Origin of the sequence: Bacillus sp. NPDC077027 (assembly GCF_050269555.1) — a bacterium.
GTDB lineage: Bacteria > Bacillota > Bacilli > Bacillales > Bacillaceae > Bacillus.
On the sequence record NZ_JBNNIO010000003.1, the window covers coordinates 118,732 to 141,261 of the forward strand.

Consider the following 22,530-nt stretch of genomic DNA (forward strand, 5'->3'; position numbering starts at 1 on the left):
TATTTTACAAATAATGACTTATGTTATACTGAAATGAAGCAGAAACATGGAAGGAGCTTTTATTGAATGGCTAAAAGGATTATGACCTATGATGTCGGCGAACAAGTTGACATGCACTTATTAATTAAATCATCTACAAAGGGCATTGCAAGTAACGGTAAACCATTCTTAACTTTAATTCTTCAGGATCAAAGCGGAGACATTGAGGCGAAGCTGTGGGATGCGAAGCAAAATGATGAACAAACATATGCACCACAAACAATTGTGAAGGTTGTTGGTGATATCCATCATTACCGTGGAAGAAATCAGCTAAAGCTTAGAAACATTCGCCCTGTTGCTGAAAATGAACAAATTCGTATTGATGACTTCCTTGAGACAGCTCCTATTCCAAAACATGACATGATGGATACGATTATGCAATATATATTTGATATGAAGAATCCAAACATTCAACGAGTGACAAGGCATTTATTAAAAAAATACGGAACAGAGTTTGCCGATTATCCAGCGGCAACTAAAAATCATCATGAATTTGTGTCTGGCCTTGCGTATCACGTTGTTTCCATGCTCCATCTCGCTAAGTCCGTTGTTGATTTGTATCCATCATTGGATCGCGATCTATTATATGCTGGCATTATTCTACATGACTTAGGAAAAGTAAAAGAACTTTCTGGTCCTGTATCTACTTCATATACAGTCGAAGGAAATTTAATCGGGCATATTTCGATTATGGTGACTGAGATTTCTAAAGCAGCGGAAGAGCTAGGCATTGAAGCAGAAGAAATCTTAATTCTTCAACATTTGGTGCTTAGTCATCATGGAAAAGGTGAGTGGGGCAGTCCTAAACCGCCAATGGTGAAAGAGGCTGAAATCCTTCATTACATTGATAACCTTGATGCTAAAATGAATATGATGGACCGAGCACTTGAACATGTAAAACCAGGAGAATATACAGAGCGGATTTTTGCACTTGAAAACCGTTCGTTTTACAAACCAACATTTCATCGCTAATGTAGGAAACGTCCCGCCGTTATGGTGGGGCGTTTTTTTGCATAACTTGTCTCTATATTGCATAAGCATAGTATGACAAATGATAGTGGATGATATAGACAAAACAAGGGAGGCGACTACTTGATGCTATTTTTTCCATGGTGGGTGTATTTGTGTATCATCGGGATTATCTTCAGTGCTTATAAGCTAATGACAACGGCAAAAGAAGAACAGGCGATTGATCAATCCTTTATCGAAAAAGAGGGAGAAATTTTTATCGAGCGTATGGAGCAAGAAAAGGAACGCAGGCGAGCAAACGAAAAAGCATTACAAGTCCATGAGACAGCTAGTGAGGATCATTCGATTGCATAAGAGAAACAGCCAGTAGCTGGTGCGCTGGCTATTTCTCTTTTTCTATTCATGAGGATCACAGCTAAAAAAACACCTCTACATGTTGTAAAGGTGTTTTCGTCATGATTATTGATTTGTGTCTGTTGGTGTTGTGCTTTCTGATTTCTCTTTGAACGTATCTTTAAGTTCTTTATCTTTTACTTTGACATCGGCTTCTTTCACAAGCTTGTTTAATACTGTTTGGACTTCAGTTGTATCAGCTTGTTTTTGCTCAATGAGTTCTTTTTTCAAGTCTGCTTTCATGTCATCGTATTTTCCACGTTCTTCTGTCTTTTTGATGATGTGGTAACCAAATTGAGATTTAACAGGGCTACTGATTTCATTTACTTTTAGTTTAAATGCAGCTTTACTGAAGTTCTCATCCATTTGACCTTCTTTCGCAAACCAACCTACATCTCCACCTTGAGCTGCTGATGCTGTATCAGTTGAATATTCTGTGACAAGGTCATCCCACTTGTCACCTTTATCCAATTTCTTTTCAACTTCTTCTGCTGTCTTTTTATCAGCAACTAAAATGTGGCTAGCACGAATTTTTCCTTTTAGATCATCGTAGTAAGCTTTTACGTCTTTATCAGTTACTTTGATATTTGCTTTGGCAGCCTTTTGTGTAAGTAGTTCATATTTGACTTGATCTCTGATATAGTCTTTTCCGAATTCATCTTGAAGTTGTTTTAATCTATCTTCTCCAAGTGATTTTTTGTATTCATCCATTTTTTTATCGATTTCTTTATCTGATACTTTATATTTGTCAGCAAGGACTTTTTGTTGAACAAGTAGGTTTAAAGCATCTCCACCAGCTTGTTTTTTCAATGTTGTATATAGTTCTCCTTTTGTGACATCTCCTGATTTAGTTGTTGCTATTACTTCTTTATCACCGCTACTGCAAGCTCCGAGAGTTAAAACACTTACAGCTGTGACAGCTGCTAAAGCCATTTTTTTCATTCAAGAAACACTCCTAATCTTTCCAATTTATTTAACTTGTATCATAACATATTGTGACACGCTGTAAAAAGAAATGCAAATGGAAGGGCATTCGTCTAGTCAAAAATTTTCAGGCAACATACACATATAGTGATCACAAAAAGGAGGCTGAAATATATGGGAGCAGGATATTCTAATGGATTTGCTTTATTGGTCGTGCTATTCATTTTGCTGATCATCGTTGGTGCAGCATATCTTTATTAATTAATCGCTGTTACAAAAAAAAGGGAGCCGTCCTGCTTAGAGGGGACGGTTCTTTTTTAAAACGATGACAGGTGCCTAAACGTTTTTGTTTTCTCTGCATACACTGAGGTTAGAACGGGAGTAGAAGTAGCAGGAGGTGTTTTTACATGGGTGGAGAAGTATTTGCTGGCGGTTTTGCACTAGTCGTCGTGTTATTCATCTTATTGATCATCATCGGTGCATCTTGGATTTACTAATATAAATGAAAACAAAAAGCTGCCATACTGGGCAGCTTTTGCTTTGTGCCTTAAACGGCAATTGTAATTTCAACAAAAGACGATATGAGTAAAATTAAAATCGATACATTGATAAAGCGAAACACCTTATCTTGCCTTTCTTCAGGAATCTCTCTGACAAGGCATAATGTATTAGTAAGCCTGTTTATTGAATAGACAATAAACGCGGCAAATACGATAAAGTAAAATAAAATTATCGGAGATCCCCCCTCTCTATGCTATTCCATACTACATTACCAAATTTTCTATGAAAAAGATAGAAGTTGGATTTAAAAACATGATTATGAAGGTGTTTGGTCAATTAAAATATCAAATTCGTCTTGGGCTTGGTCGATCACACATGCTCTAGGTGCTTTCAGTAGTTTCCAAGCAAATAAAAAGTCAGGCAAACAATAGCCTGCATGAATACTTGCGATCATGATGAAATAATGAGCATACATGGGCAATGCAATTCCTAAGCCAAAATAGACGGGTGATAATAAACAAAACGGGCTCAGAAGTGAGATGAGCATCATATTTTTTGGTACACGTTGCCAGCATCTTAGTTTTACGAAATCAATTTTTTTATTTTTTTTCATGACTGGAATGATGTGAATGACCCGATGAGCAAGCAGTGTAGCAAACATGAGCATAACAAATAATGGAGCGTTGTGACTGCTTAGCTTCGTGTCAGGATGAGTCAATTGAAAACATAAAAAAGCCAATATAAAAAAGAGTACAGTAAGACATATTGCTGAAATGATCATTCTAGTGTAACCATAATCCTTTTCTAGATTAATGGTCTTCCAACAATTCATTTTTCATCCTTCCAATCTTCATTCTAATTGAATATCTCAAGATAATTTACTCCTCCTACGAAGAAAAATCAATGGTTTTTATAAAAAAAAATAAATTGATGTGTAGGAGATAGAAATAGAGAGGAAACTTTGTATTTTTCAAGAAATTGAAGGGATGAGGAGGTTCGTCTCTATCTTCAATGAGCATTTTGGGCTAAAATAGAAGAACCAAGAGAAAGAGGGAACGTACATGAGTATTGAGGAACGAATGAGGCAGCTCGAATATCAAATGGAGCTTTTACTTGAAACGACAGATATGAGCCGTTATCCGTACTATGCGCTGCTGATCAGGCAACGTGTGACAAAAGATGAAGCGGAGGTTATCGCGCGTATTTGTGCTGAGCTTACAGAAGAAATGGACAAGCAAAAAGCACAAGGCTATGTCATGTTTGACGATCTCCTTGCGCTTTTTGCAGGACAACTCATTGAGAAGCTTGATGTTCATGAAACTATTTTTGCTCTTCATGATCAAGGTCTTTATGGGCCATTAATGAATGAATTTATAAAGATCATTAAACAATTTGATTTGTTTTAGCCGCTTTTTCTTCTGCTTCGCTTGAGTCCTCAAGTTCTTCGGGTTTTTTTGTGATTTTTCCGCGTTCATTTAAAAAGTCCTTCTCGATGTTTGAAAACGATTTCTCAAAAATCTCCATGAAGTCTCCACCATATACGTTTCGGATAATACACATCATTTCTAAAATTTCAGGGAACTTTCCGTAAATGTCATGTAATGGTTGTGCACCTTTAACGATGCCAGTTCTTGCCGGGTCAAAGTCTTCAAGTAGTTTATGGAATGTCTCTTCGCCCTTTGGCGTTAGCTCAATATACGTATTGCGTTTATCATTTAATTTTTTGGAAAATTTTAAAAATCCTCGTTCCTCCAATTTCTTGGAGAAATTAAACGCTGTTGATACATGCATGACGCCAAACTTCGCAATTTCTGATATTGAAGCTCCTTTTAACTGATATGCAATCCACAAAATATGATGTTCATTGATATTTAGGTTATACGGTTTGATCCACTGCTGCCAGTCTTTTTCAATGGATTTCCAAAGAGCTTTGCTCAATTGTGCCATTCTTTGACTGAATAAAAGTGCTTCTTTTACATCGAAAGGCTGTTCCGAATGATTCATCCATTTCACCTACTTCTCTTTTTCTTGTAATTCTATTATGCCAATAAAATAAAGATTAATAAAGCTGAAAATTCAAGATTTTTAAAAAGTCTTGAAAAACAGGTCTTTGATTACAAAAAAAGTGCGGAATACGCATCCCGCACACTTTTTTAAACGAATATTTCTTTGTGAGTATATTAGTTTTGTAAGGTTTTCTCCAATTGTTTCAATTTTTCTTCAATTTCTTGGATTTCTTTTTGCAGATCTTGCTGATGAGGTTTAATCTCTTCACGCCACTGTTTAATAGATGTTTGTAGTTCAGAGCTAACCTCTTTAATGACATCTGCACTATCTTTTGCACTTTCAATAATTTGGTCTATTAAAGCTTGACCATCATTTTTTAATTTCGTTAACGTATCTTCTAATTTGTCATAACTATTTTTCACTTTTCCGCGCAGGTCTTTTCCAGATGAAGGTGTTGTGAGTAGTATTGTTACAGTTCCAACAATACCGCCTACGAATAATCCTGTAAGTAAAGAACGTCCACTAGCCATTGTCATCACCTCTAGTCAAATTTTGCGTTTTCACATGGTTCTCATTCATCACGTTGTCAGCTTGAATGAACTTCCATACATAGCTTGCTTTATTTTAGCATACTTTTGAAGAAAAGGGAGGGGAGAAGGTTGTCTGTCGTTCTGTTTGTATTTACCTGTATAGGAGTTATATTCGCTGGAGGCTCTATCCATTATTTAAGGCAACTTGGCTATGCGGCATCATATCCACCGAAACATGTTTTAAGGCAAAAAGCGCTTGTTTGTGCAGCAGGTGCGGGGGTTACTTTAACCATTCTGCTACTCACTGCTTTTCTCATATAGGAACAGATAAAAAAACCTCTTCATCAAAAATGAAGAGGTTCGAAGGTTAGGCAATTTCAATTATTCTTGCACGCTTTAAGATCGATTGGGCAATCGGGAATACAAATAGCATGGCAATTGTATTAATGACAGTAGCAGGTAAGACAACCCCTGCAAGTAGTGCAGGAAATGCTACTGGTAATCCAGTAATCACTAAAGCGGCTGAAAGAAAAATCACGCCAGATACGATTGTTCCAATGGCTGTCAACACAGCCGAGAGAACAACTTTATTTTTAATCTTTTGGCAAGATAAGAAAAGTGCTAAGAAAATGAATGCTGTGACCGGTTTGTCGATCATATTTGGGATTTGCCCACCTGGAAATCCTGTCGTTAAGGCAGAAATGGCTCCAGTTACAAGGGCAATGACGATCACATGCTGTACCTTAGGGAATAATATAATGCTTAAAAACATCATAACCAGCATCATATCAGGTTTCATACCGAAAAAGATCGGCGGAAAGATGGTATGCAGAACGGCTCCCATTGCTGCAAGTAATGCCATAATAACTAATTCTTTTGTTTTCATTTCTATGCTCTCCTCTGCTAAGCTCTAGTATAGACTCTCCAATAATATGTCTGATCATTTATTGCAAGAGTCGTTTATCTATATATCTCATTATTATAACAAATTCATTTCATATTAGAAAAGTCTTTTTACTCATTTTCCTGCTGGAATTTTTTCATGAAGTCAGCAAGCTTTTGGCAGTTTTCGAGGGATACAGCGTTATAAATAGATGCTCTGCATCCACCGACTGAACGGTGTCCGCTCAAACCAACCATGTTTTCTTGTTTTGCTTGTGCAACAAACGATTTTGTTAAAGAGTCATCACGAAGTGTGAATGTAACATTCATATGAGAGCGGCTATCTTTTCGTGCATGTCCTTTGTAGAATCCAGCGCTTTGGTCAATTGTATCGTATAATAACGCTGCTTTTTTCTCATTGCGTTCTTCAGCAGCTTCTACCCCGCCCATTTTCTTCACATGCTCAAGTACAAGAGACAGCATGTAAATTGCAAATGTTGGAGGTGTATTGTAAAGAGAATTTGTTTTCACATGTGTTGAATATGTTAAGATTTTCGGTGTGTCACTTTTTTCTTTTTCAAGTAAACTTTTGCGTGCGATCACGATGGTAATTCCTGAAGGACCTAAGTTCTTTTGTGCCCCTGCATAAATGAAGTCAAATGAAGAGACGTCGATTTTTTTGCTTAGAATGTCGCTGGACATGTCAGCAATCAGTGGTAAAGACGTGTTCGGGAAAGTTTTCCACTGTGTGCCGAAAATCGTATTGTTGGATGTAATGTGCAAATAAGCACCATCTTTTAAGGTAGATGCATCAACATCAGGGATGTAGGTGTAATTGTCTTCTTTACTTGATGCCAAAATAGACGTGTTACCAAACAATGTTGCTTCTGATAATGCTTTTTCAGACCAAGCACCTGTTTGAATAAAGTGTGCTGTCTCACCTTCATGTAAGAAGTTCATTGGAATCATGGCAAACTGAAGACTTGCTCCACCTTGAAGGAAGAGAATTTCATAATCCTCTGGAATATTCATTAGCTCAATTAAAAGCGCTTTGGCTTTGTCATGTACTTCTTCATATTCACCGCTACGGTGAGAAAGCTCCATGACAGACATTCCAGTGCCCTTAAAATCAACAAGTTCTTCTTGTGCTTTTTGGAGCACTTCAAGCGGCAATGCCGCAGGTCCAGCATTAAAGTTCGTTGTTCGCTTCATCACTATCTCTCCCTATTTCTCGCGTTAATGTATCAAAAGATAAAACCATCCTATCACAAATTTGAATGAATGGCATGAAAAAATTGAATCGTCATAAAAATCTCAATTTTTCTGATAGAAGGAAGTGAAATGCTTTTTTTTTGACTGCGTCAGCGATGATTTTCTTCATGTTTAAATTGAAAAAACCTCATCATCATGATGAGGCAAGTCGTTCGCTAATAGCTGAAGAGATGTCTTTCAAATCCTCTGAGGAGTACTCATTTTGATGTGATTTCCACACAGCGCCAAAGCCGTCGCCTTTCCCGTAGCGAGGGATGATATGCATATGATAATGGAAAACAGATTGTCCCGCTTTTTCACCGTTATTGTTAAGCAGATTCAAGCCAATCGGTTCAAATTCATGTTTAATGGCTCTCGAAATCTTCGGGATTGCTTCAAAGTAATGCTTTGATACATCAGGTGTCATTTCATAAATGTTTTCTTTATGTACTTTCGGAATGACAAGGGTATGACCTTTTGTCACTTGACTAATATCAAGAAAAGCAAGGACATGCTCGTCTTCGTAAACTTTTGCACATGGAATCTCTCCATCGATAATTTTGCAAAATATGCAGTCGCTCACACTATTTCACTCCTATATCTTTTTCATTATCGTATCATAAAAAGTGCCAAAAAAGAAAACAGGACAAGCGAACTCTGAAAAGTCGCTCATCCTGCTAATGTAGAAGGTTTGCTGATATTTTTCAATCGTCTATGCCTTTTGATTACTTTATTTGTGGAAATAAAATAATCATGTGCCTAAAGTTTCTGCCGTAAACACCTCATTTGACGTTTTGGTTTGTCGTATACATATGTATACGACACAAAAATCAATAATCAGTGAAGCGAAAAACTAAGCGTAGGTTTCTGATGAAAAACCAACTTGTCATGCGGTTCTGTGCCTTTAACAAACACCTCATTTACGTATTGGTGATCAGCTACATCCTTCTACAACCATTAGGATGCCCTTCTCTGTGGATTGTATTCACCTATCTCTTACAGGTAATCATTTCAAATTACCATTCGTTTTTGATACTATAAAGGAAAAAAGAAAGAAAGGAACGAACAAATGTCCCTTCTAACAGTTAAAGGTCTAACGGGTGGATATACAAAGAACCCGGTACTAAAAAATATTTCATTTGAATTAGAAAGAAATCAAATTGTCGGCCTTATTGGTTTAAATGGAGCGGGAAAAAGTACAACGATCCGCCATATCATTGGTTTAATGAAACCACATAAAGGTGAAATTCAACTAAATGGTCAAACACTCCAAGAAGATCAAGAAGCATATCGTTCACAATTTACGTTTATTCCTGAAACGCCTGTGTTGTATGAAGAATTAACTTTAAAAGAGCATTTAGAGCTGACGGCAATGGCATATGGCTTATCAAAGGAAACATTAGAGGAACGATTACCCTCTTTATTAAAGGAATTTAGAATGGAGAAGCGACTTAAATGGTTTCCTGCCCATTTCTCAAAGGGAATGAAGCAGAAGGTCATGATTATGTGTGCGTTTTTAGTAGAGCCAGAATTATATATTATTGATGAGCCATTTTTGGGTCTTGATCCACTGGCCATTAATGCCCTTCTTGAACGCATGAATGCAGCGAAGAAAAAGGGATCAAGTGTCCTCATGTCTACGCACATTTTAGCGACGGCAGAACGATATTGTGACTCATTCATTATTTTGCATGAAGGAGAAATAAGAGCAAAGGGCACACTGGCTGAGCTAAGGGAACAATTTGGCATGAGGGATGCAACCCTTGATGATTTGTATTTAGAGCTGACAAAGGAAGAAAATTATGAGTAATACGTTATCTATTTGGAAATCTCGATTAGAAGAACATATTCAAGAAACGAGAAAATATTTAAAATACATGTTCAACGACCATCTTGTGCTTGTTCTTATTTTCTTTTTAGCAGGTGGTGCAAGTTGGTACAGCAAATGGCTCAAAGCCATTCCAACCGGTTTTCCGGCATTTTGGGTGATGGCCATCGTTTTTTCTTTTGTCTTGACGAGCTCTTATGTTCGTACACTCATTAAGGAAGCAGACCTTGTATTTTTATTGCCACTAGAGGTAAAGATGGAGCCATATGTTAAACAAGCCTTCCGTTTTAGTTATGTATCTCAACTGTTTCCACTTATTGCCGTAGCCATTATTGCTTTACCGCTTTACTCGGCTGTATCTGTAGGAGATATTTCGGTTTATTTATTTATCTTATTCCAATTGTTGATTTTGAAAGGATTAAACCTAGCGATTCAGTGGAGAGTGACTTATTTTCAAGGCAAACATGCGAGATGGTTTGATGTCTGCGTGAGATTTATCGTGAATACAGTCCTTGTTTATACCGTTTTACATGCAGATTACATCTACGCTATTGTCATCTATATTTTGTATGCGGTATACCTGATTTATTTAACTTCTGTGGTGAAAAAGCAGCCGTTTCAATGGGAGCTTCATATATCAGATGAATTAAAGCGTAAACAGCGTTTTTATCGACTTGCTAATTTATTTACTGATGTCCCGCACTTAAAAAAACAAGTGAAAAGGCGCGTGTATATGGATTGGCTATTGCAATTTGTTCCATATGATCAGCGAAAAACATTTTCTTACATGTATACAAGAGCATTTATTCGCTCGAATGATTATTTTGGACTTGTCATCAGATTAACCATTGTTTTCGCATTGATTGTCCTATACACCGGCGTGACAGGCTGGATTGGTTCGGTACTGGTTCTTTTCACAGTATTTATAACAGGGGTACAGCTTGTTCCGTTAACCAAACACTTTGCACATCTTTCCTTGCAGGAGCTTTATCCTGTGCCTCAAAAGGAAAAGAACCTTAGCTTTTTTGTTCTTGTTCGAAATGTTCTCATCATTCAGGCCGTCCTGCTTAGCCTGACTTTGCTCCCAGCAGGAGGAATCACAAATAGTGCCCTTGCACTCGCAGTCTCTTTCTTCTTTGTGTTTGTGCTTTTCAAGCCATACGTACAAGGAAGATTAAAAAAGTTGCGTTAATATGCACTCAGCCAAATGCATATTCGTAAGATGAGAAAGAGTCAAAAAGGGGGGAAGGGAATGGATGAAGCTGAACGGCTATTGTATGAAGAGGCTGTGTTATTTCAAACGAAGTTTTTGAGGAAGGCATCCAAAATGGAGCGTTTTTCCAAAGGTGTTCAACAGCAAGTGAATAGCCGTATTCCTGCCCGTTTTCATCAAGTGATCACAAATAGCGTGAAAGCAATGGTTGAAGCAACTGTTTCAGGCACACATTTGACATCATTTACAGTTTATGATGAACATTTATCTATTCCTGAACGGAATGAGTTAGCGAAAGAGAAAATAAACTATTATCAAAAGACAGCAGCTGTCGAAGGGATTGGAACAGGAGCCGGTGGAGTCTTGCTAGGAATTGCAGACTTTCCTCTTTTACTTAGTATTAAAATGAAATGTCTTTATGAGCTTGCCAGTATTTATGGCTTTGATTTATCAAAAAAAGATGAACGTCTATTTCTCCTCTGCATTTTTCAGCTTGCTTTCTCAAGCAACTCACATCGAAGAGATATTCTAAAGGTTATTGAAGAGTGGGACACGAGTCGGCATGAAATTGATTGGCATAACTTTCAACAAGAGTATCGAGATTATATTGACCTTGTGAAGCTATTCCAATTAATGCCTGTATTAGGCGCAGCCATTGGTGGTGTGGCAAATCATCAGTTAACAGGTCAACTTGGAGACGTAGCCCGCTATGTTTTTCATCTGAGATTATTAAAAGGAAAAGCCGCTCATGAATAACAGCGGCTTTTCCTTTTTTTATGAATTATATGAAAGAACAGCATTTGCTAATACTTTAGCGGCAATAGGCATGGCTTTTTCATTTATATCGAATTTCGGATGATGATGGGGGAAAGCATCTTCGTCCTTTTCAGGTTTGGCACCAGTGTAAAAGAACGTTCCCTTTACATGCTGCAAGTAGTAGGCAAAATCTTCTCCACCCATTTGTGTATCTGCTTCTTTTACAATCTCTACACCATCTGTTTTCTTAGCGATGTCTGCAATATATTTTGTTGGCTCAGGATGATTTTGGACTGCAGGATAGCCCCTCACATATTCATAGGCATACGTGGCATCGTGCATTTGGCAAACCCCTTTGACGACTTGTTCTATTTCATGTTCAATGACATTTCTAGCATTTTCATCAAAGGAACGGGCGGTTCCAGTGAGAACGGCTGAATCGGCGATCACATTAAATGCATTCTCTGCAACGAATCCCCCGACAGATACAACAGCCGAGTCAATTGGGTTTACCTTTCGGGCGACGACTTGTTGAAGGTTTGCCACAATCTGTGAACCAATCAAGACAGCGTCTTTTGTCAGGTGAGGCATTGCACCGTGCCCGCCTTTACCTTGAACCGTAATCGAGAAACGATCAGCGGCCGCCATGAAATTCCCGCTTTTGTAAAGTACTGTGCCATATGGGTCGGCTGACCATAGGTGTGTACCGAAAATGACGTCTACTCCATCTAAGCAACCATCTTCAATCATAGGCTTCGCTCCACCTGGAGCATATTCTTCAGCATGCTGGTGAATCAATACAATCCTTCCTTTTAGGTGCTCACGATGATCGTTTAAAATTTTTGCAAGAACAAGTAGCGTTGCTGTATGTCCATCGTGTCCACACGCATGCATGACACCAGGCTTAGTAGACCGATATGGAACATCTTTTTCATCTTGAATCGGCAAGGCATCGAAGTCTGCACGTAGAGCAATTGTAGGTCCTGATTCAGCTCCATCAATATATGCTAAAACGCCTTGACCACCAACATTCGTACGAGTCGGAATATTTAATTTTTCATAATAGCTAGCAATGAAGGCTGCTGTTTCAATTTCTTGAAAAGAAAGTTCAGGGTGCATATGAAGATGTCGTCTAATTTCCACCATTTCCTCATAATGTTCATCAAGTCGTTCAAAAATGCTTTTTTGTAAAGTCGGAAGCGCCACTTTGTCAATCCCCTCTCATCTTCTTTTTCTGATTGTATGGGAATTGTTAGAATCTTTCAACAGATGAGGGCTGAAATTGAACAAAAAAAGGGCATCTGCTTTCGGGCGAGAAGATAAAAAGACAGCATTTTACAAGTCATGATTGAAAGGATGGTAAGGAGATGCGTATGGGGACATGTCCGAATTGCTCAGAATCGTTTTCTTTTGTACAAAAGTTGCACCTATCTCATGTGAGAGTCACGCTTTGTCCAGCGTGTAAACATGAAATCAAGGAGACGTTTATCTCAAAAATCAGCTTTCTTTTTATTTGTGTGGTACCGCTTCTTTTGATTTTAATCCAAATGAAAGGTGCTACACCATTCGTGAAGTGGCCTATTTTGTTTGTATGGATTCTATTTAGCTTCTATATCATACAGCCAATGATTTATCGCTATGAAACGAGAAATAAAAGTTGAGATAAGATCTTTTCATGAAGCCCAGAGTGGGGGCTTTTTTTGTTAGAAAAGAAAAACCCGTCAGAGACGGGCGAACAGCTTTTAGTCACTTTCAACGGCATGATAGGACGTTAAATAGGCGGGGCGTGAGAAGATCGAGCCTGTATCCTCGTGTGGTTTGAAGAATGCTTCCGACTCTTGAAAGTCGTTAAACAGTTCTTCTGATGCCCAAAGGGTTAAAATAAGGTACACTTCTTCATTTTTTTGAGGTTTCAGCACACGTAATGCCTGAAAGCCAGGTTGATGTTCAGAGGCGTTTGTTTTTTTCTGATAGGTAGATTCAAACAGAGGTCTGCTTTCAAGTTTGACGGGGATATGATTTAAAGTAACAAAGCCAGATTGAACAAGCTCTCCTTTTGCATAAATTACATCATACGCATGTGGAGCCTTAAATACGGTATCACCTTCTGTTTCATGGAAAAGGGCAGCTTGGTCTTTTCCAATCATATAAAGCATGTTTTCGAGATGGTGTTTTTTTGCGATTTTTTGAAGGAAATCTGACGTTCCATATGTAATAAAGAAATTCATTTAAACCGCCTCCTGCTTGATAGTATAACAAAAGAATGATATATAATTCTTTTGTAGTCAATCCATAAAACATATTATGAAGCAATACATCCCATACTATCCGTATAAAGGAATGAGGTGACCTAATTTGAAGAAAAAGAAGATAATCATTCCATTAGTCATTGTAGTAAGTACTCTCTTGCTTTCATTTATTGGCTACCTGACCATTTTATTTTTAGGACATTATGTCATAGATGAAAAGAAGTTAGTGTTTCATGCTTCATCAAAGATTATTGATCGGAATGGTAAAGAATTAACGAGCATGTATTCAGAGAATCGTGACCCTATTTCATTAAAAGAAGTTCCTGATAAGGTGGCAAAAGCATTTGTAGCAGTGGAAGATAAACGTTTTTACGAACATCACGGCATTGATGCACAAGCAGTCAGCAGGGCTATTTATAGAGATATTTTAGCTGGTGGTAAGGTAGAAGGCGGTAGTACGATTACACAACAGCTCGCAAAAAATATTTTCTTAACGAATGATAAAACGTTTCTTCGTAAAACAAAAGAAGTGATCATTGCGATTAATTTGGAACGAGATTATACAAAGGACAAACTGCTCGAAATGTATCTCAATCAGCTTTATTTCGGTCATGGATTATATGGCATTCAAGCGGCAGCCAACTATTATTTTGATAAGGATGTACAGGATTTGACAGTAAGTGAAGGAGCAACACTCGCTGCAATTCCAAAAGCACCATCGAATTACTCTCCTGTATTTCATCCAGATAAAAATAAACAAAGACGTGATACGATCTTAAATTTAATGAATGATCAAGGCTATTTAAACTCTACAGAAACGGTTGAAGCCAAAGGGAGAACTCTTGGTCTTCATATCAAAAAAAAATCGGCGACTCCTTGGTTTGACAGCTATGTCGATCTCATCATTAAAGAAGCAGAAGCTGATTACTCCATCTCGCATGAACAGCTCTTACAAGGTGGTTATACAATTACGGTACCAATTGATATGAAACTGCAAAAAGCTACTTATGATTTAATGAAAGACAGCCGTTATTTCCCGGGAAAAAGCGGTGAACCAGAGGGGAGTGCAGTCTTCATTAACAATGAGACAGGTGGTGTAAAAGCTGCCATTGGTGGTCGGAATTATCAAGCAAGGGGCTATAACAGGGTAACGGCTGTTAGACAGCCAGGATCAGTTTTTAAGCCGATTGCTGTTTACGGTCCAGCGATGCAAGAGAAAAAATTTAAGCCTTACTCATTGCTCGAAGATAAAGAAGAAAGCTATAACGGCTATACCCCGAAAAATTACGATGGACAATATGAAGGGCAAGTGACCATGGTAGATGCATTAATGAAAAGCAAAAATACGTCTGCTGTTTGGACGCTCAATCAAATTGGAATTGATACATCTAAGTCTTATTTGGGAAAGGTAGGCATTGATATTCCGGATGACGGGCTTGCATTGGCACTTGGTGGATTGGAAAAAGGAGTGTCTCCCTTGCAGATAGCAGGTTCTTTCCATACTTTTGCGAATGAAGGTGAATATAAAAAACCATTTTTCATTACGAAAATTTCAAACGAAGACGGGGACACCATTGAAAAAAACAAAGCCAAAAATGAACGTGTGTATAGTGTGCAAAATGCTTGGAATATGACAAGAATGCTTGAACAGGTTGTAAAAGGTGGAACGGCTCAAAGCGGTTCTTATGCTGGAGACTTGGCGGGGAAAACTGGTACAACAACTTATTCTGGCGTGAAAGGTGCTACAAAGGATGCATGGTTTGCAGGATACACACCAAGTACCACAGGGACGATTTGGATGGGATATGACAAAACAGACAACAGTCACTACTTAACAGGTGGTAGTCAATATCCAGTGAGACTTTTCAAAGATATCTTAACAAAGGCACAGATTACTCAAGAGACGTTTGAGAAGCCTGCTGGCATTAAGGAATTACAGTCTCCAATTCGCTTGTCACCATTAACCGGCTTTAAAGCCAGCTATGTGTTTAAGATGAAAGGGCTTTTTACATTAGAGCTTTCTTGGGATGAGCAAGAGGATAAACGAACTGAGTATCGAATCTACGAGAAGAGGAATGACAACGAAACGCTCATAGACACAGTAACAGGTACAAACAGCTATAGCTTGCCCTATGCCAATATTTTTTCGGATGTTCAATACAGGGTCGTTCCTTATAATACACAGACGAAAGAAGAGGGAGAAGGCAGTTCTTATGTCAAGCCAGAGGTTTTTTCGCAATAATATTCGGCGATTTTTTGAACAATGAGCTACTTTGGTATACCACTCCATAAAAAAACGGTATAGTAAAATCAGTGTTTGAGCCTTGTGCAAAAGAGCGTAAGGTGAAAGGTGGAATGACAGGTTATGGGAAAATCTGCAACTTTTAATGATACATTCATAAAAGCATGCAAAGGGGAAAAAACAGATCATGTGCCTGTATGGTATATGAGGCAGGCTGGACGTTCACAGCCTGAATATCGTGCATTAAAGGAAAAGTACGGTTTATTTGAAATTACGCATCAGCCAGAACTGTGTGCCTATGTCACTAGGCTTCCAGTTGAACAGTATGGTGTAGATGCGGCCATTTTATATAAAGATATTATGACTCCTCTTCCAGCTATCGGAGTGAATGTCGAAATTAAAAACGGCATTGGCCCAGTGATAGATCAGCCGATTAGAACAAAGGGAGATATTGAGCGTTTAGGTGAGCTGAATCCAGAAGAGCATATTCCGTATGTGCTTGAAACAATCAAGCTCTTAACGACAGAGCAGTTAAATGTGCCACTGATCGGTTTTGCAGGTGCACCATTTACGATGGCAAGCTATATGATCGAAGGTGGACCATCGAAGAACTACCATAAAACAAAAGCGCTTATGTATAGTGATACAGCTACTTGGACGGTACTTATGGATAAGCTTGCTGATATGACGATTACGTATATTCGATCACAAATTAAAGCAGGCGTTCGCGCGATTCAAATCTTTGACTCGTGGGTTGGCGCTCTTAATGCAGCGGATTATCGTACATTTATTAAGCCCGTCATGCAACGAATTTTCACAGAGCTGAAGTCAGAGAATGTGCCAATGATCATGTATGGTGTAGGAGCACGTCATCTTGCAAAGGATTGGCATGACCTACCGATTGATGTAGTTGGACTTGATTGGCGTATGAGTGTTGATGAAGCAAGAGCGGAAGGACTAACGAAAACACTACAAGGAAACTTAGATCCGTCGATTTTGCTTGCTCCATGGGAGATCATCGAAGCAAGAGCGAAGGACATCTTGGACCAAGGCATGAAGTCAGATCACTTCTTATTTAATTTAGGTCATGGTGTTTTTCCAGAGGTATCACCAGATACACTGAAAAAGCTGACTGATTTTATTCATGACTATTCAGCCACTAAAAAAAAGCTGTCCATCTAAACAATCTCTAAAGATCTGAAGGAGTGTTACTTGTGGTGAAAAAGAAAATTGGATTACTTGTCATGGCATACGGAACGCCATATACAGAAGACGATATTGAGCGTTACTATACACATATTCGTAGAGGCAGGAAGCCAGAGCCTGAAATGCTCCAAGATTTAAAAGATCGTTACAAAGCAATTGGCGGTATTTCTCCTCTGTCAAAAATCACAGAGGAACAAGCACATGGCTTATGTGACCGTTTAAATGAAATACAGAATGATGTAGAGTTTAAGGTATACATCGGTCTAAAGCATATTGAGCCATTTATTGAAGATGCGGTAGCCCAGATGCACAAAGACGGGATGACAGAGGCAGTGAGCATTGTGTTAGCACCTCATTTCTCCACGTTTAGTGTGAAATCTTATAATAAAAGGGCTCAAGAAGAGGCAGACAAGCTTGGGGGCTTGCACATCACATCGGTTGAAAGCTGGTACGATGAACCGAAGTTTGTGGACTATTGGGTAAAGCAAGTCAAAAACACTTATGCATCCATGAGTGATGAAGAAAGAGAAAAAGCAGTGCTCATTGTTTCTGCTCACAGCTTACCTGAAAAAATTATTGCAGTAGGTGATCCATATCCTGATCAGCTTGCTGAATCTGCGAAACTTATTGCAGAAGGAGCAGCTATTAAGAATTACGAAATCGGCTGGCAAAGTGAAGGTAATACACCTGACCCATGGCTTGGCCCAGACGTACAAGATTTAACACGAGCTTTATTTGAACAAAAAGGCTATCAGACATTTGTCTATGTTCCAGTTGGTTTTGTAGCGGATCATCTTGAGGTCCTTTATGACAATGACTATGAATGTAAGGTCGTGACAGATGAAATCGGTGCAACCTATTATCGTCCTGAAATGCCAAATGCAAAGCCAGCATTCATTGATGCACTCGCAACTGTTGTTTTAAAGAAGTTTCAAGAAAAATAAGTAATCATATAAAAGAAGGCGATCATATGCATGACAAACAAAAACACCTTGTCATCATTGGCGGTGGCATTACTGGTTTAGCCGCCGCCTTCTATTTGGAAAAAGAAATTGAAGACAAAGGGCTTTCTTTAAACATAACTCTTGTTGAAGCAAGTCCACGGTTAGGTGGAAAAATACAAACATTATATAAAGATGGTTACATCATAGAACGTGGTCCAGACTCTTTTTTAGAAAGAAAAGCAAGTGGCCCGCAGCTAGCAAGGGATGTAGGACTGTCAGATCAGCTTGTCAACAATAAGGCAGGTCAGGCTTATGTGCTAGTCAAAGAAACACTTCATCCGATGCCAAAGGGAGCGGTCATGGGCATTCCGACACAAATTACGCCATTTGTGACAACAGGTCTTTTTTCATTCGCAGGAAAGGCAAGAGCAGCTATGGACTTTGTGATGCCGAGAAGTAAGCAAGTCGAAGATCAATCACTCGGTGAATTTTTCAGAAGACGTGTTGGTGATGAGGTTGTGGAAAATTTGATTGAACCGCTTTTATCTGGCATCTATGCGGGAGATATTGATCGGCTTAGCTTAATGTCTACTTTTCCACAATTCTACCAAACAGAGCAAAAGCATCGTAGCTTGATTCTCGGAATGAAAAAATCCCAACAAACTGCAAAAGCGCAGCAAATAACAGCGAAAAAGCAAGGGCAGTTCCAAACCATTAATCAAGGCTTGCAAGCACTTGTAGAAGCAATAGAAAAAAAGCTGAAGCTGACAAAGATTTATAAAGGAACAAAGGTCACTCAAATTGAAAGATCTGAGCAGGGCTATGACATTCAGCTTGATAACGGTGGAACACTTTACGCTGATTCAGCAATCGTGACAACACCGCATCAATCCATTTATTCTATGTTTCCTAAAGAAGCAGGTCTCGACTATTTACGTGAAATGACTTCAACTTCTGTGGCAACGGTCGCTCTTGGCTTTCAAGACGAAGACGTTCATATTGATAAAGAGGGAACAGGATTTGTCATTTCAAGAAATAGCGACTTTTCTATTACGGCGTGTACATGGACCGATAAGAAATGGCCACATACCGCTCCAAAAGGTAAAACTCTGCTACGAGCTTACGTTGGCAAATCTGGGGATGAATCAATTGTTGAGCAATCAGATAGCGAAATTGTAAAGATCGTACTGGATGATTTGAAGAAAATGATGGATATTAAAGCAGACCCAGAATTCACGACAGTTACTCGATGGAAAACAAGTATGCCTCAATATCACGTTGGGCATCAACAAACAATGATAAAAATGAAAAATGCGTTTATGCAATCATACCCTGGCATTTATATCACAGGTGCTTCCTTTGAAGGAGTTGGCATCCCTGATTGTATTGATCAAGGGAAAAAAGCCATCAAGGATGCGTTATCGTACCTGTCAAGCTAAAGTGAAAACTCCCTTCTCATCGCGAGGAGGGAGTTTTTTTGCACTGTATATGTAAGCATTGAAGAGAAAAATAAAACAAAACCGTTGCATAAAAAAAAAGGATGTGTTATATTACTCCCTGTACTTAATGACCGAAACGTTCAAATAGTCATTTCAGGAGTGAGAATGATGAGTGTTGATAGAAGACAAATGATTCTAGATGGGGCAACCAAAGCTTTTACCCAATTTGGTTATAAAGCAACAACGATGGACCTTGTGGCAAAACTTGCGAACGTGGGGAAGGGAACGATTTACACCTTTTTCAAAAACAAAGAAGAGCTGTTTGATGAAATCTTTACCTCTTTATTAAAAGAGATGAGACAAATAGCTGATGAGGCAATAGATGAGGAGAAGAGTTTTTCTGAAAATCTTCACCAAGCCTTATTTGCGATTTTAGAATTTAGAAAAAACCACCAGCTAACAATCAAAATTTTTCAGGAAAATACCGAGCTGGGCACGTCCGCTGTAAAAGAAATGATCGAAAAAATGGAGCAAATGATCATTCACTATATTCACACAAAAGTGAAAGAAGCGATGGACAAAGGCGACATTAAACAGTGTGACCCTGAATTAACGGCGTTTGTGATGGTGAAACTATACATTGCTTTAATATTTGATTGGGAAAAGAGATACGAACCTTTATCAAAAGAAACAGTGGCTGAATCTCTTGAGCTTTATGTATTAAAAGGACTTTCTGCAACAAATTAATTTTTTTAAGGTCAAGTGACTAAATTCCATATTTAGTCATTCATCAATAGGAGGAAACAGCAATGAACTTACTTCGGAATCAATGGAAAGACATCGCCACAAATAAAAAACTGCTGATCCCGATTTTCGCTGTATTATTTATTCCACTGATCTATAGTGGCGTATTTTTAAAGGCATATTGGGATCCATATGGTACAGTGGATCAATTGCCTGTAGCAGTTGTTAATTTGGATGAGGGCAGTAATTACGATGGCAAGACCCTTCAAGTCGGAGATGATTTAGTCAATGAACTGAAGAAAAAGGATAGCTTCCAATGGCACTTTGTCGATGAGAAGAAAGCGATAACGGGTCTAAATAACGAAAAATATTACCTTGTCGTAGAGATTCCAAAAGACTTTTCGAAAAATGCCAGTACAGTCTTAGATCAACATCCGAAAAAATCAAATCTAAAATATTATACGAATCCTGGCGCAAACTACGCTGGATCACAAATTGCGAATAATGCCATTATCAAATTAAAAGATTCAGTTTCAAAAGAAGTCACAAAAAATTATGCAGAAGTGATCTTTGACAATTTTAAAAAGGTCGCCAAAGGACTTGATCAAGCAAGTGATGGTGCCAAAAAAATTGACAATGGCACAAAGAATGCAAAAGACGGAAGTAAGAAGCTAAAAGACAATCTCGCCAAACTTGCAGAAGGTACATTAACTTATAGTGAGGGCGTTCATCAATTTTCAGGGAAAATGAGCCAATTAAACACAGGTGTTCAAACACTTGATAGTGGACTTGGGCAGCTTCTGACAGGTTATCAAACAATAGATGCTAAATTTAGTGAGCTTGGTACTGGAATTGATACATTAACTTCAGGACTAAACACAAGCCTGCAAGGCCATCAAAAACTTGCAGAAAAAATGCCTGCATTTACAGCAGGTGTGGAACAGCTAAACAACAAGGCACAATCGTTCTCTGAAAAATTAGCCCAAGTGGAGAGTGCATTATCCTCTGAGGAATTTGCTAACCTTGAGAAATTTGGCACAAAGATCGACCAAGTGAAAAATGATGCAAAAGCACTCAATACGAAGCTCGCCTCATTGCAACAATCGATTTCAAATCGTGATGAAAAAGTGAAAAGCATCATTCAAAATAGCGCTATGACGGATGAGGAAAAACAAGCAGCGATCGAGCAAATGGATAGCTTACCAAAAATTGAGCTTCCTGACTTATCAGGCCTCCAACAAAGTTTAAGTGCTCTTGATCAACTACCTGATGCGAGTGATATCAGTTCGGCTGTCGCTTCAGCTAAAGCGCAGTTGCAACAGTTGAAACAGTTGCCGCAGAAAACAGAGCAGCTTTATACATCTACTGTCGCCATCCAAAATGCAATTGATCAAATGACTGAGGGAACAAGTAAGCTTTATCAAGGCGCCCTTCAGGTTCAAACTGGTCAAAGTAAGCTACAGGAAGGTTTACAGACTGCAAATGGAAAGCTGGAAACAGCGAAAAGCGGTGCAGATAAGCTAGCGAGTGGATCTAGTCAGCTAAGTGCTGCATTAAACAAGCTAGAAAGCGGATCAGCTAATATTCAAAGCAATACTTCTAAGCTTGCAGAAGGTTCAAAATCACTTGACGAAGGCTTAGGAGATTTAAAGAGCGGTACAGGTAAACTTTCGAATAAATTGAAAAGCGCCGCAGATGAAACAGGAGAAATCGACCCTGGACAGGAGAACTACAACATGATTGCCAGCCCTGTCAAAACTGAAAATGATACAGCGAAGAAAATCGACAATTATGGAACTGGTTTAACACCATATATCTTATCGATGGGCCTATTTGTAGGAGCATTAATGCTGACAGTAGTCTTCCCATTGAAAGACCCATCTGGACAGCCTAGAAATGCATTTGAATGGTTTGTCAGCAAATTTAGTGTTCTCATGTTTGTTGGCATTCTACAAGCTGTGATTGCTAGTTCTGTGCTCATCTATGGACTTGGACTGGAAGTTGAAAGCATATGGCGTTTCTATCTATTTGCCATCATTGTAAGCTTGACATTCCTTTCTATCATTCAGCTTCTTGCTACCACGATGGGCAATCCCGGACGCTTTATTGCAGTGATTATTTTGGTACTTCAGCTTGCGGCTAGTGCAGGAACATTCCCGCTTGAGCTTGTACCGAAGTTTTTCCAAATCATACACAACCTACTTCCGATGACATATACAATCAATGGATTTAGAAACATTATTGCAAGTGGAGATGACAGCTATTTATGGCATCAAGCGACCGTACTTGGTATCGTTGCAATTGTCATGATGGCAGCTACAACTTTGTATTTCGCTTGGAATATGAAAAAAATGAATCAAGACGAAGCGTAAAAACGAAATCCTTTCTCTCGTGTAGAGAAAGGTTTTTTTCG

The 22,530-nt window shown here is 38.7% G+C and carries 25 protein-coding genes; 15 read left to right on the forward strand and 10 right to left on the reverse strand.

Annotation, left to right across the window (positions count from 1 at the left end):
- The first annotated feature begins 66 nt into the window (after positions 1–66).
- Both yhaM and ACQKEZ_RS11020 read left to right on the forward strand, forming a co-directional pair.
- A complete protein-coding gene (gene yhaM, locus ACQKEZ_RS11015) occupies positions 67–1,011 on the forward strand; it encodes a 3'-5' exoribonuclease YhaM (protein WP_427300759.1) in 945 nt (314 codons plus the stop codon).
- 123 nt (positions 1,012–1,134) lie between these two features.
- Positions 1,135–1,362 carry a sporulation YhaL family protein gene (locus tag ACQKEZ_RS11020; RefSeq protein WP_427301899.1) on the forward strand — a complete coding sequence of 76 codons (228 nt, stop codon included), beginning with the start codon at positions 1,135–1,137 and terminating at the stop codon, positions 1,360–1,362.
- Positions 1,363–1,467: 105 nt separating this feature from the next.
- On the opposite strand, the gene ACQKEZ_RS11025 is transcribed toward ACQKEZ_RS11020, so the two are convergent.
- The gene (locus ACQKEZ_RS11025; RefSeq protein ID WP_427300761.1) at positions 1,468–2,343 is read right to left on the reverse strand and encodes a peptidylprolyl isomerase; all 876 of its coding nucleotides are present in this window, start codon (positions 2,341–2,343) and stop codon (positions 1,468–1,470) included.
- A gap of 156 nt (positions 2,344–2,499) precedes the next feature.
- Between ACQKEZ_RS11025 and ACQKEZ_RS11030 the strand changes: the two genes are divergently transcribed.
- Both ACQKEZ_RS11030 and ACQKEZ_RS11035 read left to right on the forward strand, forming a co-directional pair.
- Entirely contained in the window at positions 2,500–2,586 is an 87-nt protein-coding gene (locus ACQKEZ_RS11030) for a YjcZ family sporulation protein (protein ID WP_008361129.1), read from the forward strand.
- A gap of 146 nt (positions 2,587–2,732) precedes the next feature.
- Positions 2,733–2,822 (forward strand): YjcZ family sporulation protein, encoded by a 90-nt coding sequence (locus ACQKEZ_RS11035; protein ID WP_034647786.1) that lies wholly within the window; start codon positions 2,733–2,735, stop codon positions 2,820–2,822.
- Between the two features lie 50 nt (positions 2,823–2,872).
- Here the strand turns inward: ACQKEZ_RS11035 and ACQKEZ_RS11040 are convergent, their stop codons facing one another.
- Positions 2,873–3,055, reverse strand: a complete 183-nt coding sequence (locus ACQKEZ_RS11040) for a hypothetical protein (RefSeq protein WP_427301901.1) — start codon at positions 3,053–3,055, stop codon at positions 2,873–2,875.
- Between the two features lie 87 nt (positions 3,056–3,142).
- The gene (locus tag ACQKEZ_RS11045) at positions 3,143–3,658 is read right to left on the reverse strand and encodes a DUF3267 domain-containing protein (protein WP_427300763.1); all 516 of its coding nucleotides are present in this window, start codon (positions 3,656–3,658) and stop codon (positions 3,143–3,145) included.
- Between the two features lie 229 nt (positions 3,659–3,887).
- On the opposite strand from ACQKEZ_RS11045, the gene ACQKEZ_RS11050 reads away from it, so the two are divergent.
- Positions 3,888–4,232, forward strand: coding sequence for a YhaI family protein (locus ACQKEZ_RS11050; protein ID WP_427300765.1), 345 nt, complete (start codon positions 3,888–3,890; stop codon positions 4,230–4,232).
- On the opposite strand, the gene ACQKEZ_RS11055 is transcribed toward ACQKEZ_RS11050, so the two are convergent.
- Both ACQKEZ_RS11055 and ACQKEZ_RS11060 read right to left on the reverse strand, forming a co-directional pair.
- Entirely contained in the window at positions 4,210–4,830 is a 621-nt protein-coding gene (locus ACQKEZ_RS11055) for an HTH-type transcriptional regulator Hpr (protein ID WP_427300767.1), read from the reverse strand. The two genes, ACQKEZ_RS11050 and ACQKEZ_RS11055, sit on opposite strands and share 23 nt — an antisense overlap.
- 176 nt (positions 4,831–5,006) lie before the next feature.
- Positions 5,007–5,363 carry a YtxH domain-containing protein gene (locus ACQKEZ_RS11060; protein WP_427300769.1) on the reverse strand — a complete coding sequence of 119 codons (357 nt, stop codon included), beginning with the start codon at positions 5,361–5,363 and terminating at the stop codon, positions 5,007–5,009.
- Positions 5,364–5,492: 129 nt separating this feature from the next.
- Between ACQKEZ_RS11060 and ACQKEZ_RS11065 the strand changes: the two genes are divergently transcribed.
- Positions 5,493–5,684: a hypothetical protein gene (locus ACQKEZ_RS11065; RefSeq protein ID WP_427300770.1), complete on the forward strand. Its 192-nt coding sequence runs from the start codon at positions 5,493–5,495 to the stop codon at positions 5,682–5,684.
- Positions 5,685–5,730: 46 nt separating this feature from the next.
- On the opposite strand, the gene ACQKEZ_RS11070 is transcribed toward ACQKEZ_RS11065, so the two are convergent.
- The 3 genes from ACQKEZ_RS11070 to ACQKEZ_RS11080 form a co-directional block, all read right to left on the reverse strand.
- Entirely contained in the window at positions 5,731–6,249 is a 519-nt protein-coding gene (locus tag ACQKEZ_RS11070; RefSeq protein WP_427300771.1) for a tryptophan transporter, read from the reverse strand.
- Positions 6,250–6,377: 128 nt separating this feature from the next.
- Entirely contained in the window at positions 6,378–7,457 is a 1,080-nt protein-coding gene (gene serC, locus ACQKEZ_RS11075) for a 3-phosphoserine/phosphohydroxythreonine transaminase (RefSeq protein WP_427300772.1), read from the reverse strand.
- Between the two features lie 193 nt (positions 7,458–7,650).
- The gene (locus tag ACQKEZ_RS11080) at positions 7,651–8,079 is read right to left on the reverse strand and encodes an HIT family protein (RefSeq protein WP_427300774.1); all 429 of its coding nucleotides are present in this window, start codon (positions 8,077–8,079) and stop codon (positions 7,651–7,653) included.
- 486 nt (positions 8,080–8,565) lie between these two features.
- Here ACQKEZ_RS11080 and ACQKEZ_RS11085 point away from each other — a divergent pair, with 486 nt between their 5' ends.
- Genes ACQKEZ_RS11085 through ACQKEZ_RS11095 form a run of 3 tightly spaced genes read left to right on the forward strand, consistent with a single transcriptional unit; the run spans position 8,566 to position 11,293 of the window.
- A complete protein-coding gene (locus ACQKEZ_RS11085) occupies positions 8,566–9,306 on the forward strand; it encodes an ABC transporter ATP-binding protein (protein WP_427300776.1) in 741 nt (246 codons plus the stop codon).
- Positions 9,299–10,516 (forward strand): ABC transporter permease, encoded by a 1,218-nt coding sequence (locus tag ACQKEZ_RS11090; RefSeq protein ID WP_427300778.1) that lies wholly within the window; start codon positions 9,299–9,301, stop codon positions 10,514–10,516. Before ACQKEZ_RS11085 ends, ACQKEZ_RS11090 begins: the two co-directional genes overlap by 8 nt.
- Positions 10,517–10,576: 60 nt before the next feature.
- Complete coding sequence (locus ACQKEZ_RS11095; protein ID WP_427300780.1) at positions 10,577–11,293, forward strand: EcsC family protein; 717 nt, start codon at positions 10,577–10,579, stop codon at positions 11,291–11,293.
- An 18-nt stretch (positions 11,294–11,311) separates the two neighbouring features.
- Here the strand turns inward: ACQKEZ_RS11095 and ACQKEZ_RS11100 are convergent, their stop codons facing one another.
- Positions 11,312–12,499: a M20 family metallopeptidase gene (locus ACQKEZ_RS11100; protein WP_427300781.1), complete on the reverse strand. Its 1,188-nt coding sequence runs from the start codon at positions 12,497–12,499 to the stop codon at positions 11,312–11,314.
- A 536-nt stretch (positions 12,500–13,035) separates the two neighbouring features.
- On the reverse strand, positions 13,036–13,521 hold the full coding sequence (locus ACQKEZ_RS11105; RefSeq protein ID WP_427300783.1) for an antibiotic biosynthesis monooxygenase family protein: 486 nt from the start codon (positions 13,519–13,521) through the stop codon (positions 13,036–13,038).
- 127 nt (positions 13,522–13,648) lie between these two features.
- Between ACQKEZ_RS11105 and ACQKEZ_RS11110 the strand changes: the two genes are divergently transcribed.
- The 6 genes from ACQKEZ_RS11110 to ACQKEZ_RS11135 all read left to right on the forward strand — a co-directional run bounded on the left by ACQKEZ_RS11110 (position 13,649) and on the right by ACQKEZ_RS11135 (position 22,489).
- Positions 13,649–15,784: a transglycosylase domain-containing protein gene (locus ACQKEZ_RS11110; RefSeq protein WP_427300785.1), complete on the forward strand. Its 2,136-nt coding sequence runs from the start codon at positions 13,649–13,651 to the stop codon at positions 15,782–15,784.
- 123 nt (positions 15,785–15,907) lie between these two features.
- The gene (gene hemE, locus ACQKEZ_RS11115) at positions 15,908–16,966 is read left to right on the forward strand and encodes a uroporphyrinogen decarboxylase (protein ID WP_427300787.1); all 1,059 of its coding nucleotides are present in this window, start codon (positions 15,908–15,910) and stop codon (positions 16,964–16,966) included.
- A gap of 32 nt (positions 16,967–16,998) precedes the next feature.
- Positions 16,999–17,934 (forward strand): ferrochelatase, encoded by a 936-nt coding sequence (hemH, locus tag ACQKEZ_RS11120; RefSeq protein ID WP_427300789.1) that lies wholly within the window; start codon positions 16,999–17,001, stop codon positions 17,932–17,934.
- Between the two features lie 26 nt (positions 17,935–17,960).
- The gene (gene hemY / locus ACQKEZ_RS11125; RefSeq protein ID WP_427300791.1) at positions 17,961–19,373 is read left to right on the forward strand and encodes a protoporphyrinogen oxidase; all 1,413 of its coding nucleotides are present in this window, start codon (positions 17,961–17,963) and stop codon (positions 19,371–19,373) included.
- 168 nt (positions 19,374–19,541) lie between these two features.
- Positions 19,542–20,120, forward strand: a complete 579-nt coding sequence (locus ACQKEZ_RS11130) for a TetR/AcrR family transcriptional regulator (RefSeq protein WP_427301902.1) — start codon at positions 19,542–19,544, stop codon at positions 20,118–20,120.
- A 62-nt stretch (positions 20,121–20,182) separates the two neighbouring features.
- Positions 20,183–22,489 carry a YhgE/Pip family protein gene (locus ACQKEZ_RS11135; protein ID WP_427300793.1) on the forward strand — a complete coding sequence of 769 codons (2,307 nt, stop codon included), beginning with the start codon at positions 20,183–20,185 and terminating at the stop codon, positions 22,487–22,489.
- Positions 22,490–22,530 lie beyond the last annotated feature (41 nt).